Below are 15,728 nucleotides of genomic sequence, written 5' to 3' on the forward strand. Positions count from 1 at the left end.
GGCGGGCGAATGGCGCCTGCTCGGCGCGGTGCTCGCCGCCAGCCTGGTCGCCAGCCTGCTGCCGGCGCTGCGCGCCTACCGCCAGTCGCTCGCCGACGGCATGACCGTGCGGACCTGAGGCGGGATGCACCGCCTCGTTCGCGGGGCCGGGAGGGCCCGGATCCATCACCGCACGCCTGCAACCGGAGGCAGGAAATGAACACGAATCTGCACCTCGCCCGCTTGGTCCCGCGCGCGCTGCGCGTCGTACCGCTGCTTGCCCTGTTGGCGTTCGCGCCGCTGCCGGCTGGCGCGCAGGCCCCGGCCGGCGAGTCCGCCGGCCAGTACGCGGTGGGCGACCGCCTCGCTGCGCCCGCGCCGGGAAAGGGCGAGTTCCGCGAGATCAGCTGGGACGACCTCATCCCTGCCGACTGGAACCCCGAGGGCTTCCTCTCGGGCCTCGAGCTCGACAAGCTCGAGGACAACGACCCGCGCGCCGCCGAGGCGCTGCAGCGCATGCGCGAGGAGTGGGACCGTGCGCCCCTGGTCGAGCGCATGGCCGGTGCGCGCGTGCGCATCCCCGGCTTCGTCGTGCCGCTCGAGACCAGCGGCGAGAAGATCCGCGAGTTTCTCCTCGTCCCGTATTTCGGTGCCTGCGTGCACGTCCCGCCGCCGCCCGCCAACCAGCTCATCCACGTCATCCCCGACAAGCCCGTGCCGGGCGGCTGGAACATGCTGCCGGTGTGGGTGGACGGGGTCATGGCGGTGGGGCGCATCGATTCCGACATGGGTACCGCGGGCTACCAGCTGCGCGCGGTGAAGGTGGAGGAGTACGTCGAGGAGAAGCCGAAGCGGCGATGAAGCGCCTGCCCGCGCCGGGATCGCGACTCGCGTCGCTCCCACAGGCGCTTTCGGAAGCGCGGTGACGTGCCGTAGGAGCGACGCAAGTCGCGATTGCGGCGCCGCGGCTAGCGCCCCCGGAACACCGGTGCCCGCTTCTCGCTGAATGCGGCAAGGCCCTCGCGATAGTCCGCGGTGGCGAGGAAGTCGAAGGCGCGGCGCTTCTCCTCCTCGTCCAGCGCCACGCCGGTGGTCAGCCGGCGCACCCATTGCTTGTGCCAGCGCGCCACCAGCGGCGCGCCCGCGCGGATGCGCTCGGCCGACACGGCGGCCTCCTCGAATACGCGTTCGTCGTCCACCACGCGGGTCAGCAGGCCCTTCTGCAGCGCCTCGCGCGCATCCAGGATGCGGCCCTCGAGCAGGATTTCCAGGACCACCGCCGGGCCGACCAGGGCGAGCAGGCCGGCCATCTCGCCCGGATACATCGAGAACCCCAGGCGGTTGATCGGCGCGCCGAAGCGTGCCGACTCGCCCGCGATGCGGATGTCGCAGCAGCCGGCGATCTCCAGCCCGCCGCCCACGCAGGCGCCGCGGATCGCCGCCACGGTGGGCACGGCGCAGTCGCGGATCGCGTTCAGCGCGCTCGCCACCAGGTCCTCGTGGTAGTGCAGCGCATCGTCCACCGTCGCGCGCACGCTGCGGAACTCCTCGATGTCGCCGCCGGCGGCGAAGGCGTTCTCGCCCGCGCCGCGCACGATCACGCAGCGCACCGAATCGTCGGCGGCGATGCGCGCCATCGCCGCCGAGAGTCCGCGCCACATCGCCGCGTTCACAGCGTTCAGCTTGGTCGGGTTGTGCAGGGTCACGGTGGCGATGCCCTGGTCGATGTCGAGGTCGATTCTTGTGTTCATCGGTTCGCCGTTTTCGATAAATAAAATTTTTCCATACGGATGTGTATGGAGTCTTATGGATGATATATCATCCGCTCGCCTACGATGCCGCGTCAGACGGCCGCCGAGGCAGGAGGAAAGGTGGAGGCAAAGCAGTTCGTGTTGCTTATCCTTGGGAGGGAGTGAAAGTGTCTAGCTCGATGTATGCGCACATCCGGCGCAACCCGCGGTTCGCGGAGCTTGTCGCCAAGCGCACCCGCTTCGCGGGCATTCTGGCGGCGATCGTCCTGATCGTCTTTTACGGCTTCGTGCTGCTCGTGGCGTTCGCGCCCGAGCTCATCGGCAAGCGTCTGTTCGAGGGCAGCAACCTGACCTTCGGCATCCTCGCCGGCCTGCTGCAGTTCATCTTCTTCTGGGTCCTGACCCTGGTGTACGTCCGCCGCGCCAATGGCGAGTTCGACGACATCAACAAGGAACTCGTGAAGGCCGCCTGGAAGGAGGAAAAATGATGAACGCCCGTAGCCTTTCCCGTAGCGCCGCCGGCCTGCTCGCGCTGGCCGCCAGCCCGCTGGTGCTCGCCGCCGGTCCCGCGATGGACGCCGCCGAGAAGCAGCCGCTCAACCTCCACGCCATCGGCATGTTCTTTGTGTTCGTGCTGATGACCCTGGGCATCACCTACTGGGCGGCCAGCCGCACCAAGTCGACCGCCGACTTCTACACCGCCGGCGGTGGCATCACCGGCTTCCAGAACGGCCTCGCGATCGCCGGCGACTACATGTCCGCCGCCACGCTGCTCGGTCTCACCGCGATGATGTACGCGCAGGGTGTGGATGCCTACATCTACATGCTCTCCTTCTTCGTGGGCTGGCCGATCATCCTGTTCCTGATGGCCGAGCGTCTGCGCAACCTGGGCAAGTTCACCTTCGCCGACATCACTGCCTACCGCCTCGACCAGGGCAAGGTGCGCACGATGGCCGCGGTGAGCTCGCTGACCGTGGTGTGCTTCTACCTGGTGGCGCAGATGGTCGGTGCCGGCCAGCTCATCAAGCTGCTGTTCGGTCTCGACTACAACATCGCGCTCGTCGTCGTCGGCGCGCTGATGATGGTGTACGTCACCTTCGGCGGCATGGTCGCCACCACCTGGGTGCAGATCATCAAGGCCTGCATGCTGCTGATCGGCGGTACCGCGGTGGGCGTGCTCGCGTTCAGCCAGTTCGGCTTCTCGTTCGACGAGCTCACCAACCGTGCGATGGAAGTGCACAAGCTGGGCCAGAAGCTGCTCAATCCCGGCAGCCTGCTCGCCGACCCGGTGACCGCGATCTCGCTCGGCCTCGGCCTGATGTTCGGCACCGCCGGCCTGCCGCACATCCTGATGCGCTTCTTCACCGTGACCGATGCCAAGGAAGCGCGCAAGTCCGTGCTCTACGCCTCGGGTATCGTCGCCTACTTCTTCAACGTCATCGCCATCATGGGCCTGTGCGCGATCATCATCGTCGGCCAGAACCCGCAGTTCTTCGAAGGCGGCGTGATCGGCGGCAAGGTCATCGGCGGCGGCAACATGATCGCCATGCACCTGGCCAACGCGGTCGGTGGCAACCTTCTGCTCGGCTTCCTGTCGGCGGTGGCCTTCGCGACCATCCTCGCGGTGGTGGCCGGCCTGGCGCTGGCCGGTGCCTCGGCGATCTCGCACGACATCTACTCGCGCGTCATCATGAAGGGCAAGGCCGACGAAGCGACCGAACTGCGGGTGTCGAAGTTCGCCACCATCGGCCTCGGTGTGGTCGCGGTGCTGCTCGGCATGGCCTTCGAGAAGATGAACATCGCGTTCATGGTCGCGCTCGCCTTCGGCGTGGCCGCTTCGGCCAACTTCCCGGTGCTGATCCTGTCGATGTACTGGAAGGGCCTCACCACCAAGGGTGCCCTCGTGGGCGGCTACTCCGGCCTGGTCAGCGCGGTGCTGTTCGTGCTGTTGTCCAAGTCGGTGTGGGTGGATGTGCTGGGCAACGCTTCGGCGATCTTCCCCTACACCCAGCCGGCGCTGTTCTCGATGCCGATCGCCTTCTTCATGACCTGGCTGTTCTCCACGCTCGACAAGAGCAAGGCGGCCGAGGCCGAGAAGGAAGCCTTCGAGGACCAGTACGTGCGCGCCCAGACCGGTGTCGGCGCCGCGACCGCCTCGTCGCACTGACCGAAGCGCGCGGTTCCCCGAACCGCGCCGCATCCCCGACCCGCCCCGCGCTCCCGCGCCGGGCGGGTTTTTCGTCGACCGGCGGTGCGCCTCTTCGCCGCCCGATCGCGACGGGCGTCGCTCCTGCAAGAAACTCCAGGCGCTGGTCGGGGCACGACGGTTTTCGTGGGAGCGACGCCAGCCGCGATCGGGCGATGCGGCGGGCGATGCGCGGCCGGAAAGGGCTGCGGGGGCGCAATCGCGACTCGCGTCGCTCCTACATTCCTCCTGCATTCCTCCTCCATCCCTTCCCGGGGGGCGGCGATGCGCCGGGGCACCGATTGCCCTTCAGGCCGAGGTGGTAGACTCGCAGACTCGATTCCGGTTTTGCCTTCCGGCGGGACCTTCATCCCAAAGGAGTCGTCGTGCCTGTCAACGAACTGCTCGTCATCCTGCTGCTGATCGCAGCGAGCGCCTTCTTTTCCATGTCCGAGATCTCCCTCGCGGCTGCGCGCAAGATCAAGCTGCGCGTCATGGCCGAGGCAGGGCATCTCAACGCCCGGCGCGTGCTTGCGCTGCAGGACAGTCCGGGCCACTTCTTCACCGTGGTGCAGATCGGCCTCAACGCCGTCGCCATTCTCGGCGGCGTAGTCGGCGAACAGGCGCTTTCTCCCTACGTCACCGAGCTGCTGCGCCGGGCCTACGCCGGCCCGATGCTCGACACCATCGCCTTCGTCGTCTCCTTCGTTTTCGTCACCTCGCTGTTCGTGCTTTTTGCCGACCTGATGCCCAAGCGCCTGGCCATGGTCCAGCCCGAACGCATCGCGGTGGCGGTGGTGCAGCCGATGCAGGTGTGCATGTGGCTGTTCGCGCCGCTGGTGTGGGTCTTCAACGGCGCGGCCAACCTCATCTTCCGCTGGTTCAAGTTGCCGAGCGTGCGCATCGAGGACATCACCGCCGACGACATCATGGCCATGGCCGACGCCGGTGCCCAGGCCGGCGCGCTGCTGCGCCAGGAGCAGCACCTGATCAGCAACGTGTTCGAGCTCGACTCGCGCATCGTGCCCTCGGCGATGACCTCGCGCGAGAGCATCGTCTTCCTCACCCTGTCGGAATCCGAGGAGAGCATCCGGCGCAAGATCGCCGCCCACCCGCACGGCAAGTTTCCGGTTTGCGAGGACGGCATCGACAGCGTCATCGGCTATGTCGACGCCAAGGACATCCTGCCGCGCATCGTGCAGGGCCAGGATCTGTCCTTGCGCACCCAGCCGATCGTGCGCAAGGTGCTGATGCTGCCCGACAGCCTGACCTTGTTCGAGGCGCTGGAGCGCTTTCGCGATGCCAAGGAAGACTTCGCGCTCGTCCTCAACGAATACGCGCTGGTGGTGGGCTTGCTCTCGCTGCAGGACGTCATGAGCACGGTGATGGGCGATCTGGTGAGCCCGTTCCAGGAAGAACTCATCGTGCGCCGCGACGACAATTCCTGGCTGATCGACGGTGTCACACCGATCGAGGACGTCATGCAGGCGCTCGAGATCGAGGTCTTCGAGGGCTTCCAGAACTACGAGACGGTGGCCGGGTTCCTGATGTACCGCCTGCGCAAGGTCCCCAAACGCACCGATTTCGTGACCTATCTCGGCTACAAGTTCGAGGTCGTCGATATCGACAACTACCGCATCGACCAGGTGCTGGTCACCCGCGAGACCCCGGTCGGGGCTGGGTAGCAACAAGCCGGTTCCGACGCCCGTCGTCCGCGCCGATGCCTGTCGGGTGCGGGAGCGCCGCAATCGCGACTTGCGCCGCTCTCACGAAAACCGGCGGCGGCTCGGGTGGGATATAGGCGCGACGCGAGTCGCGATTGCGGGCGTGTCGGCCGGGTCGCTCCCACACGAAATCAATGTGCCCAGGCCTCACGCGGCCTGCGTCTTCGCCTCGGCGATGCGGGCGAGGGCGGCGCGGCCGCTGAGGATGTGGGTGCGCATCAGGGTCTCGGCGCGCGCGCCGTCGCGGTCGAGCAAGGCCTGGAGGATGTCGCGGTGCTCGGCGAGCGACTGCTCCAGCCGGCCCTCCGAGAACAGCGAGTGGTGGCGCGACAGCTTGATCACCTTGCGCAGGTCCTCGATCACGTGGAGCAACCAGCGATTGTCGGCGATCTCCTGCAGGGCGAGGTGGAAGGCCTGGTTGGCCTCGAAGAAGCGGTCGATGTCGGGCTTGCCGGCGGCCTTCTCGAGGTTGGCGTGGATCGCGCGCAGGCGGGCGAGGTCGTCCTCGGTCGCGCGCGCAGCCGACAGCCGGGCGCACTCGCCTTCGAGCATCGACATCACGCTGAACACCTCGTCGAGATCGCGCTCCGAGATCTCGGTCACGTAGCAGCCGCGCCGCGGCTTGAGCGTCACCAGGCCCTCGGAGGCCAGTACCTTCAGCGCCTCGCGCAGCGGTGTGCGCGAGATGCCGTAGTGCTCGGCCAGCGCCTGTTCGTCCACCCAGGTGCCGGGCGGCAGCTCGTGCGAGAAGATCCGCTGGCGCAGGCGCTCGGCCACTTCCTGGTAGAGCGCGATCGGAGCGATGCGGGTGGCGTTCATGGGCGGATTCTTTCTTCGGAGCGGATTCAAAAGGTGGCGCGGGGCAGGGCCATCACGGGTGGTGGTGGCGCGTGCATGCCCTCTCTCGCCGGACGGGCCCGGCTCGCTGCGCGCCCTTTCCGACCGTCGGAACGCATTCGCCCGCTGCCGCCTATTGCATTCATAATTATGGATAAAGTATTATTTTTCCTGCAGTGCAAGTCAACTTCCGAAGCGCGATGCGTCATGGGAGGCGCCGGGACCACCCGGCGGAAGAGAGGGGACGCGTCGCTTGCCGGAGCGTCGACGGCCGCTCGTGGGATCGCCACGGGCGGCTTCGTCGCCGCCCCGGGGGGGGTTGGCTTGCCGATAAATCACCAATCCGGGTCGCGCCTGTACCCCAGGCCGCCGCAGATCTCACGAGGTTTCCCATGTCGAAAGCCAACGATCCCGTCTATCCCCAGCCCGACATCGAGGCCTGGAAAAAGGCTGCCGCCAAGCAGGCGCCGGGGGGCGACCTCGACAAGCTGAACTGGATCACGCCCGAGGGCCTCTCGGTCAAGCCGCTGTACACCAAGGCCGACACCGAAGGCCTGCAGCACGCCGACACGCTGCCCGGCTTCGAGCCCTTCCTGCGCGGCCCGCAGCCCACCATGTACGCGGTCAAGCCGTGGACCATCCGCCAGTACGCCGGCTTCTCCACCGCCGAAGCGTCCAACGCCTTCTACCGCAAGGCGCTCGCCGCCGGCGGCCAGGGCGTGTCGGTCGCGTTCGACCTGGCGACCCACCGCGGCTACGACTCCGACCATCCGCGCGTGACCGGCGACGTCGGCAAGGCCGGCGTGGCGATCGACTCGGTCGAGGACATGAAGATCCTGTTCGACCAGATCCCGCTCGACAAGGTGTCGGTGTCGATGACGATGAACGGTGCCGTGCTGCCGATCCTCGCCGGCTACATCGTCGCCGCCGAGGAGCAGGGCGTGAGCCAGGACAAGCTCTCGGGCACGATCCAGAACGACATCCTGAAAGAGTTCATGGTGCGGAACACCTACATCTATCCGCCCACCCCGTCGATGAAGATCATCGCCGACATCTTCGGCTACACCGCGCAGCACATGCCGAAGTTCAACAGCATCTCGATTTCCGGTTACCACATCCAGGAGGCGGGCGCCAATCAGGCCATCGAGCTCGCCTTCACGCTCGCCGACGGTGTCGAGTACGTGCGCACCGGCATCAATTCCGGCATGGACGTCGACACCTTCGCCGGCCGCCTGTCCTTCTTCTGGGCGGTGGGCATGAACTTCTACCTCGAGATCGCCAAGATGCGCGCCGCGCGCCTGCTGTGGTGGCGGCTCATGAAGCAGTTCAACCCCAAGAGCGCCAAGTCGATGATGCTGCGCACGCACTCGCAGACCTCCGGCTGGTCGCTCACCGAGCAGGACCCCTACAACAACGTCGTGCGCACCACGATCGAGGCCATGGCTGCGGTGTTCGGCGGCACCCAGTCGCTGCACACCAACGCGCTCGACGAGGCGATCGCGCTGCCTACCGAGTTCTCCGCCCGCATCGCGCGCAACACCCAGATCATCATCCAGGAAGAGACCCACATCTGTAACGTGGTCGACCCCTGGGCCGGCTCCTACATGATGGAGAAGCTCACACAGGACATGGCCGACAAGGCCTGGGCGCTGATCGAGGAGATCGAGTCCATGGGCGGCATGACCCGCGCGGTCGAATCCGGCTGGGCCAAGATGAAGGTCGAGGAGTGCGCCGCCGACAAGCAGGCGCGCATCGACTCGGGCAAGGACGTGATCGTCGGCGTGAACAAGTACAAGCTCGCCAAGGAAGACCCGATCGACATCCTCGACATCGACAACCATGCGGTGCGCGAGGCGCAGATCGCCCGCCTCGACAAGATCCGCGCCACCCGCGACACCGCCGCGGTGCAGGCCGCGCTCGCTGCGCTCACCAAGTGCGCCGAGACGGGCGAAGGCAACCTGCTCGACCTGTCGGTCAAGGCCATTCGCCTGCGTGCCACCGTCGGCGAGATCTCCGACGCGCTCGAGAAGGTCTTCGGCCGTTACCGTGCCAATCCGCAAGCCGTTTCCGGCGTCTATGGAGCCGTCGTGGAAGAACAGGAAGACTGGAAGACCCTCAAGGCCGACATCGAGGCCTTCATCGCCGAAGAAGGCCGCCGCCCGCGCGTGATGATCGCCAAGCTCGGCCAGGACGGCCACGACCGCGGCGCCAAGGTGGTGGCCTCGGCCTTCGCCGACCTCGGTTTCGACATCGACATCGGCCCGCTCTTCCAGACCCCGGAAGAAGCCGCCCGCCACGCGGTCGAGAACGACGTCCATGCGGTCGGCTGCTCCAGCCTCGCCGCCGGCCACAAGACCCTGGTCCCGGCCGTCATCGACGAGTTGAAGCGCCTCGGCGCCGACGACATCATCACTTTCGTCGGTGGCGTGATCCCGGCGCAGGACTACGACACGCTGTACGCCGCCGGCGCCAAGGGCATCTTCGGCCCCGGCACGCCGATCCCGGCGGCCGCACGCGAGGTGCTCAAGCAGATCCGCGCCGCACGCAAGGCGGGGTGAGGTCCCCGCAGGAGCGACGCAAGTCGCGATCGCAGCGCCAGAATCAGCACCGCCCTGCCGGAGAGCCGATGTTTCCCGTAGGAGCGACGCAAGTCGCGATCTGGCGTACCCGTTCGCGCGGCGCGGATCGAGGCGCCGAAATCGCGACTTGCGTCGCTCCTACAAGAATCACGAACCGCAAACCGTAGAACGGACGCCCCTATAAAACCCGACATGCCTGCTCCGATATCCACCCCTCTCGATCCCGCCGACCAGTCGCTGGTCGCTGGCGTGCTGGCGCGCCAGCTGCGGCCGCTGGCCAAGGCCATCACGCTGATCGAATCGCAGCGCGAGGACCATCAGGCGCGCGCGCAGAAGGTGCTCGAGGCGCTGCTGCCGCATACCGGCGGGGCGATGCGGGTGGGGATCTCGGGTGTGCCGGGCGTGGGCAAGAGCACCTTCATCGAGGCGCTCGGGCTCTACCTCATCGAGCAGGGCCTGCGCGTCGCGGTGCTCGCGGTCGATCCGTCCTCGTCGGTCACCGGTGGCTCCATCCTCGGCGACAAGACGCGCATGGAGCTGCTGTCACAGAACCCCGCGGCCTTCATCCGCCCCAGCCCCTCGGCCTGCAGCCTCGGCGGCGTGGCCGAAAAGACGCGCGAGACCATGCTGGTGTGCGAAGCTTCGGGCTTCGACGTCATCATCGTCGAGACCGTCGGCGTCGGGCAGTCCGAGACCGCGGTCGCCGGAATGACCGACATCTTCTGCCTGCTGCAACTGCCCAACGCCGGTGACGACCTGCAGGCGATCAAGAAAGGGATCATGGAGATCGCCGACCTGATCGTCATCAACAAGGCCGACATCGACGCCGGTGCGGCCATGCGCGCCAAGGCGCAGATCAAGACCGCGCTGCACATGCTGCGCCCGGCCAGCCCCAACTGGACCGTGCCGGTGCTCACCCTGTCGGCGCTCCAGAAGCAGGGCATCGCCGACTTCTGGAAGGCGGTGTGCGACTACCGCGAGGCGCTCGGCGCCTCCGGGGAGTTCGCCGCCAAGCGTCGCCACCAGGCATTGGCCTGGATGTGGGAGATGATCGATTCCGGGCTGCGCAGCCGTTTCCGCAGCCATCCCCGCGTGCGCGAGGAACTTCCCGCCCTCGCACGCGCGGTCGAGGAGGGCGACACCACGCCCGCGGCCGCGGCCTTCCGGCTGCTCGGCCACCTCCAATCCAACGAACAGGGCCGACTGCCGCGACAGCCGGCCGAAACCGAGATCTGACAGGAGATCGCACTCATGCAAGACATCATTCGCCAGCTCGAGAAAAAGCGCGAACTGGCCCGCCTCGGTGGCGGCCAGAAGCGCATCGACGCGCAGCATCGCAAGGGCAAGCTCACCGCGCGCGAGCGCATCGAACTGCTGCTCGACGACGACAGCTTCGAAGAGTGGGACATGTACAAGGAGCACCGCTGCACCGAGTTCGGCATGGATGCCGAGCACATCCCCGGTGACGGCGTGGTCACCGGCTACGGCACCGTCAACGGCCGCCTGGTCTTCGTGTTCTCGCAGGACTTCACGGTCTTCGGCGGCTCGCTCTCCGAGACCCACGCCGAGAAGATCTGCAAGGTCATGGACCACGCCATGAAGGTCGGCGCCCCGGTCATCGGCCTCAACGACTCGGGCGGAGCGCGCATCCAGGAAGGCGTGGACTCGCTCGGCGGCTACGCCGACGTGTTCCAGCGCAACGTGCTGGCCTCCGGGGTCATCCCGCAGATCTCGCTGATCATGGGCCCCTGCGCCGGCGGCGCGGTGTACAGCCCGGCGATGACGGACTTCATCTTCATGGTCAAGGACTCGTCCTACATGTTCGTGACCGGTCCCGAGGTCGTGAAGACCGTGACCCACGAGGAAGTCACCGCCGAGGAGCTCGGCGGCGCCGTCACCCACAACACCAAGTCCGGCGTCGCCGACCTCGCCTTCGAGAACGACGTCGAAGCGCTGATGATGACGCGTCGCCTGATCGGCTTCCTGCCCTCCAGCAACCGCGAGAAGCCGCCCGCGATCCCCTGCGCCGACTCCGCCGACCGCATCGACCTGTCGCTCGACACCCTGGTCCCGGAGAACCCGAATCAGCCCTACGACATGAAGGAGCTGATCTTCAAGATGGTCGACGACGGCGATTTCTTCGAGCTGCAGCCCGACTACGCCAAGAACATCATCATCGGTCTGGCGCGCATGGAAGGCTCGCCGGTGGGCATCGTCGCCAACCAGCCGCTCGTGCTGGCCGGCTGCCTCGACATCAAGAGCTCGATCAAGGCCGCCCGCTTCGTGCGCTTCTGCGACGCCTTCAATATCCCGGTCGTCACCCTGGTCGATGTCCCCGGCTTCATGCCCGGCACCGCGCAGGAATACGGCGGCATCATCAAGCACGGCGCCAAGCTGCTCTACGCCTACGCCGAGTGCACCGTGCCCAAGGTCACCCTGATCACCCGCAAGGCCTACGGCGGCGCCTACGACGTGATGTCGTCCAAGCACCTGCGCGGCGACGTGAACCTCGCCTGGCCGAGCGCCGAGATCGCGGTGATGGGCGCCAAGGGCGCGGTCGAGATCATCTTCCGCGAAGAGAAGGGCGACCCCGAGAAGCTCGCCCAGCGCGAAGCCGAATACAAGGCCCGTTTCGCCAACCCCTTCGTCGCCGCCAGCCGCGGCTTCATCGACGACGTGGTCATGCCGCACAACACCCGCAAGCGCATCTGCCGCTCGCTGGCCATGCTGCGCGACAAGCAGCTCGACAACCCGTGGCGCAAGCACGGCAACATCCCGCTCTGACCCGCGCACGAGGAACCGACCAAATGTTCAAGAAAATCCTGATTGCAAACCGCGGTGAAATCACCTGCCGCGTCATCAAGACCGCCCGCAAGATGGGCATCAAGACCGTCGCGGTGTACTCCGAGGCGGACAAGAACGCGCTCCACGTCGAACTCGCCGACGAAGCCGTCTGCATCGGCCCGGCGGCCTCGAAAGAGTCCTACCTGGTCATGGACAAGATCATCGCCGCCTGCAAGCAGACCGGCGCCGAGGCGGTCCACCCGGGCTACGGCTTCCTGTCCGAGAACGCCGAGTTCTCGCGCCGCCTCGAAGAGGAAGGCATCAAGTTCATCGGCCCGAAGCACTATTCGGTCGCCAAGATGGGCGACAAGATCGAGTCCAAGAAGCTCGCCATCGCGGCCGGCGTGAACACCATCCCCGGCTACAACGACGCCATCTCCGGCCCCGACGAGGCGGTCGAGATCGCGAAGAAGATCGGCTACCCGGTCATGATCAAGGCCTCCGCCGGCGGCGGCGGCAAGGGCCTGCGCGTCGCCTTCAACGACAAGGAGGCGCACGAGGGTTTCGCCTCCTGCGTCAACGAGGCGCGCAACGCCTTCGGCGACGACCGCGTCTTCATCGAGAAGTACGTGCTCGAGCCGCGCCACATCGAGATCCAGGTGCTGGGTGACTCGCATGGCAACTACGTCTACCTGAACGAGCGCGACTGCTCCATCCAGCGCCGTCACCAGAAGGTCATCGAGGAAGCCCCCAGCCCCTTCGTCGACCCCGCGATGCGCAAGGCCATGGGCGAGCAGGCCGTGGCCCTGGCGCGCGCGGTGAACTACGAGTCGGCCGGCACGGTCGAGTTCGTGGTCAGCGGCGCGACCAAGGAGTTCTACTTCCTCGAGATGAACACCCGCCTGCAGGTCGAGCACCCGGTCACCGAGCTCATCACCGGGCTGGACCTCGTCGAGCAGATGATCCGCGTCGCCTACGGCGAAAAGCTGCCGCTCGCCCAGGCCGACGTCAAGATCGACGGCTGGGCGATGGAATGCCGCATCAACGCCGAAGACCCCTTCCGCGGCTTCCTGCCCTCCACCGGCCGCCTCATCAAGTTCCAGCCCCCGGCCGAAGGCAACGGCGTGCGCGTCGACACCGGCGTGTATGAAGGCGGCGAGATCTCGATGTTCTACGACTCGATGATCGCCAAGCTCATCGTGCACGGCAAGGACCGCCAGGATGCGATCGAGCGCATGCGCGACGCCCTCAACGGCTTCGTCATCCGCGGCATCAGCTCCAACATCCCCTTCCAGGCCGCGCTGCTGCAGCATCCGCGCTTCTGCTCGGGCCACTTCAACACCGGCTTCATCGCCGAGGAGTATCCGAAGGGCTTCGACGCCTCCATGGTCCCGCACGACGACCCCGCGCTGCTCGCCGCCGTCGCCACCTTCGCCCGCATGCGCTACATCGAGCGCGCCGTGCAGATCGAAGGTCAGCTCGCCGGCCACGGCCGCAAGGTCGCCAGCGAATGGGTCGTCGTCATGGGCGGCAAGCAGTACGCCATGCGCACCGCCGCCATCGAAGGCGGCCTCGCCGTCACCTGCGAAGGCCGGACCTACAACATCGTCTCCGACTGGAAGTTCGGCGAGCTGCTCTTCGCGGGCACCGTCAACGGCGCCCCGATCGGCCTGCAGATCGAACGCCGCGGCCTGCGCTACCGCATCTCGCACTTCGGCCTGCAGGTCGAACCCGTCGTGATGACCGTGCGCGCGGCCCACCTGCTGTCGCTGATGCCCGCGAAGCTGCCGCCCGACCTCTCCAAGTTCCTGCTCTCGCCCATGCCCGGCCTGCTGCGCGAGATCGCGGTGACCGAGGGCCAGGACGTCAAGGCCGGCGAGAAGCTCGCCATCATCGAAGCCATGAAGATGGAAAACGTCCTCAAGGCCGAGCAGGACGGCAAGGTCAAGAAGATCGTCGCCAAGCCCGGCGCCAGCCTGTCGGTGGACGAGGTCATCATCGAGTTCGAGTGATCGCCACCCGAAAACCGTTTTGATCGATGGGGAGGGAGACCCGGGCCACGCCCGGGTGCCTGTCGGCACGAGGCCTGCGCAAGCAGGCCTCTTTTTTGTCCGGCCACCGCGGGACCGGAACGCGCGCCGCGGACGGGCTCCCGGGTGACGTCGGTGCGATGTGTTGCGTCGCTCCTACGCGAAAACAATCGGCGTCATCGCCCTGGACGGGCTCCCGGGCGATGGCGCCGTGCCTTTGCGGCGACGGCGTAACTACAACCGCGGCGCGCTGAACGTGTCGCAGGACTTGAACTGCCCCTGCTGCAATCCGATCGCGAACCACCGCCGGCGCTGCTCGGCACTGCCGTGGGTGAAGCTGTCCGGCACCGCGTAACCCTGGCTGCGCTTCTGGATGTGGTCGTCGCCCACCGCGGTGGCGGCGGCGAGGCCTTCCTCTATGTCGCCGGCCTCGAGCACGCTGCGGCTGCGGTTGGCGTGGTGGGCCCAGATGCCCGCGAGGCAATCCGCCTGCAGTTCCAGGCGCACCGAGAGCTGGTTCGCCTCGCGCTCCGACACCCGCGTGCGCGCCTGCTGCACCTTGTCCGAGATGCCCAGCAGGTTCTGCACGTGGTGGCCGATCTCGTGCGCGATCACGTACGCCTGGGCAAAGTCGCCGGGCGCGCCGAAGCGGTGGTGCAGCTCGTCGAAGAAGGCCAGGTCGAGATACACCTTGGCGTCCGCCGGACAGTAGAACGGCCCCATCTCCGCCTGCCCGACCCCGCAGGCGCTGCGCGTTGCGCCGGTGTAGAGCACGAGCTTGGGCTCGCGGTAGGTCGCGCCCCCCTGCTGGAAGATCGTCCGCCAGGTGTCCTCGGTGTCGGCCAGTACCATCGACACGAAGCGCGCCTGCGCGTTCTCGGCGGCGGGGCGGGTCTGGGTGGATTCGACCGGCGCGGGGTCGGTCATGGCCGTGTCGAGGACCACGCTCGGATCGATCCCGAAGTACATCGCCACCAGCGCGAGCACGATCGTCCCGATGCCGATCTTGCCCCCGCCGCGCAGGCCGCGCCCGCCTTGTCCGCGGCGGTCCTCGACGTTGTCGCTCTCCCTGCCGTTGCGGAAGTCCATGGTGCGCTCCATTCGTGGGGAACCTTTTCAGCTTAGTGAGTGCGGAGGGGGCAAGGCAAGCGCAAGCCATCCGCGCAGCGGCTCTCCGGCAGGCGCGACGCAAGTCGCGAATGCGGCGCTTCCGCCCACGCCGCGCTGCCCGAAGGCCGGAATCGCGACTTGCGTCGCTCCTACGTGAACCAAATCAAGGCCATCGCCTTGGATCGTCGCCCGGGCAGCGCGCCACGCATCGCCCGATCCCGATGCCGATGCCGATCCCGATCCCGATGCCGATCCCGATCCCGATGCCGATGCCGATCCCGATGCCGATCCCGATGCCGATCCCGATGCAACTGTGATGGTGTCGTAGGAGCGACGCAAGTCGCGATCGCGGCGGTCGAGAACCGGCGCGGCCACGGGCGCCGCGGCCGGCAGCAGAGCTTCCTCCGAGTATGCCTTTATTAGATTTGCACAAAACAACTTTGTGACATACCATCACATCCCCAAGCGACTCCCCACTCCGGGGTGTCGACGGATGCCGGGAGCCTGGCCGCCGTCGGCCGATGCTTGCCTCGGGCGCCGCCGTTTGCCCGGCCACCGCACGCGCTGCCGAACCGCAACCGGTGCGCGGCCGCAACCCGCGGCACCGGCAGACCCCCAGCACAACCAGACCAAGGAGACGAACATGAGCGCACAAGTGCATGCTCTCGCGGCCCCGACCCCGCGCACAGCCGCCGCTGCCGCGACCGCGCGAGCGGCCCCCATCGCCGCCGCAGTGTCGAACCCGCGCG

11 protein-coding genes are annotated in these 15,728 nt (G+C 67.1%); 8 read left to right on the forward strand and 3 right to left on the reverse strand.

Features of this window, described 5'->3' with window-relative positions; genetic code table 11:
• Positions 1-195: 195 nt before the first annotated feature.
• The gene (locus C665_RS13500; RefSeq protein ID WP_004314658.1) at positions 196-840 is read left to right on the forward strand and encodes a DUF3299 domain-containing protein; all 645 of its coding nucleotides are present in this window, start codon (positions 196-198) and stop codon (positions 838-840) included.
• A 107-nt stretch (positions 841-947) separates the two neighbouring features.
• Here the strand turns inward: C665_RS13500 and C665_RS13505 are convergent, their stop codons facing one another.
• A complete protein-coding gene (locus C665_RS13505) occupies positions 948-1,730 on the reverse strand; it encodes an enoyl-CoA hydratase/isomerase family protein (protein ID WP_004314659.1) in 783 nt (260 codons plus the stop codon).
• 167 nt (positions 1,731-1,897) lie between these two features.
• Between C665_RS13505 and C665_RS13510 the strand changes: the two genes are divergently transcribed.
• The 3 genes from C665_RS13510 (at position 1,898) to paeA (ending at position 5,600) form a co-directional block, all read left to right on the forward strand.
• Positions 1,898-2,218, forward strand: coding sequence for a DUF485 domain-containing protein (locus C665_RS13510; RefSeq protein ID WP_353799366.1), 321 nt, complete (start codon positions 1,898-1,900; stop codon positions 2,216-2,218).
• The gene (locus C665_RS13515) at positions 2,218-3,897 is read left to right on the forward strand and encodes a cation acetate symporter (protein WP_004314661.1); all 1,680 of its coding nucleotides are present in this window, start codon (positions 2,218-2,220) and stop codon (positions 3,895-3,897) included. Before C665_RS13510 ends, C665_RS13515 begins: the two co-directional genes overlap by 1 nt.
• A gap of 404 nt (positions 3,898-4,301) precedes the next feature.
• Positions 4,302-5,600 carry a polyamine export protein PaeA gene (gene paeA, locus C665_RS13520; protein WP_004314662.1) on the forward strand — a complete coding sequence of 433 codons (1,299 nt, stop codon included), beginning with the start codon at positions 4,302-4,304 and terminating at the stop codon, positions 5,598-5,600.
• Positions 5,601-5,786: 186 nt separating this feature from the next.
• Here paeA and C665_RS13525 read toward each other — a convergent pair whose 3' ends face one another.
• Positions 5,787-6,458: a GntR family transcriptional regulator gene (locus tag C665_RS13525; RefSeq protein ID WP_004314663.1), complete on the reverse strand. Its 672-nt coding sequence runs from the start codon at positions 6,456-6,458 to the stop codon at positions 5,787-5,789.
• A 410-nt stretch (positions 6,459-6,868) separates the two neighbouring features.
• Between C665_RS13525 and scpA the strand changes: the two genes are divergently transcribed.
• The 4 genes from scpA to accC all read left to right on the forward strand — a co-directional run bounded on the left by scpA (position 6,869) and on the right by accC (position 13,851).
• Positions 6,869-9,034 (forward strand): methylmalonyl-CoA mutase, encoded by a 2,166-nt coding sequence (gene scpA, locus C665_RS13530; protein WP_004314665.1) that lies wholly within the window; start codon positions 6,869-6,871, stop codon positions 9,032-9,034.
• A gap of 213 nt (positions 9,035-9,247) precedes the next feature.
• On the forward strand, positions 9,248-10,291 hold the full coding sequence (gene meaB, locus C665_RS13535; RefSeq protein WP_004314668.1) for a methylmalonyl Co-A mutase-associated GTPase MeaB: 1,044 nt from the start codon (positions 9,248-9,250) through the stop codon (positions 10,289-10,291).
• A gap of 15 nt (positions 10,292-10,306) precedes the next feature.
• Positions 10,307-11,839 (forward strand): acyl-CoA carboxylase subunit beta, encoded by a 1,533-nt coding sequence (locus tag C665_RS13540; protein WP_004314669.1) that lies wholly within the window; start codon positions 10,307-10,309, stop codon positions 11,837-11,839.
• A 23-nt stretch (positions 11,840-11,862) separates the two neighbouring features.
• Positions 11,863-13,851 carry an acetyl-CoA carboxylase biotin carboxylase subunit gene (accC, locus tag C665_RS13545; RefSeq protein ID WP_004314673.1) on the forward strand — a complete coding sequence of 663 codons (1,989 nt, stop codon included), beginning with the start codon at positions 11,863-11,865 and terminating at the stop codon, positions 13,849-13,851.
• A 252-nt stretch (positions 13,852-14,103) separates the two neighbouring features.
• On the opposite strand, the gene ypfJ is transcribed toward accC, so the two are convergent.
• Positions 14,104-14,958, reverse strand: a complete 855-nt coding sequence (ypfJ, locus tag C665_RS13550) for a KPN_02809 family neutral zinc metallopeptidase (protein WP_187283009.1) — start codon at positions 14,956-14,958, stop codon at positions 14,104-14,106.
• Between the last annotated feature and the right edge of the window lie 770 nt (positions 14,959-15,728).

The organism is Thauera aminoaromatica S2, assembly GCF_000310185.1.
Classification (GTDB): domain Bacteria; phylum Pseudomonadota; class Gammaproteobacteria; order Burkholderiales; family Rhodocyclaceae; genus Thauera; species Thauera aminoaromatica.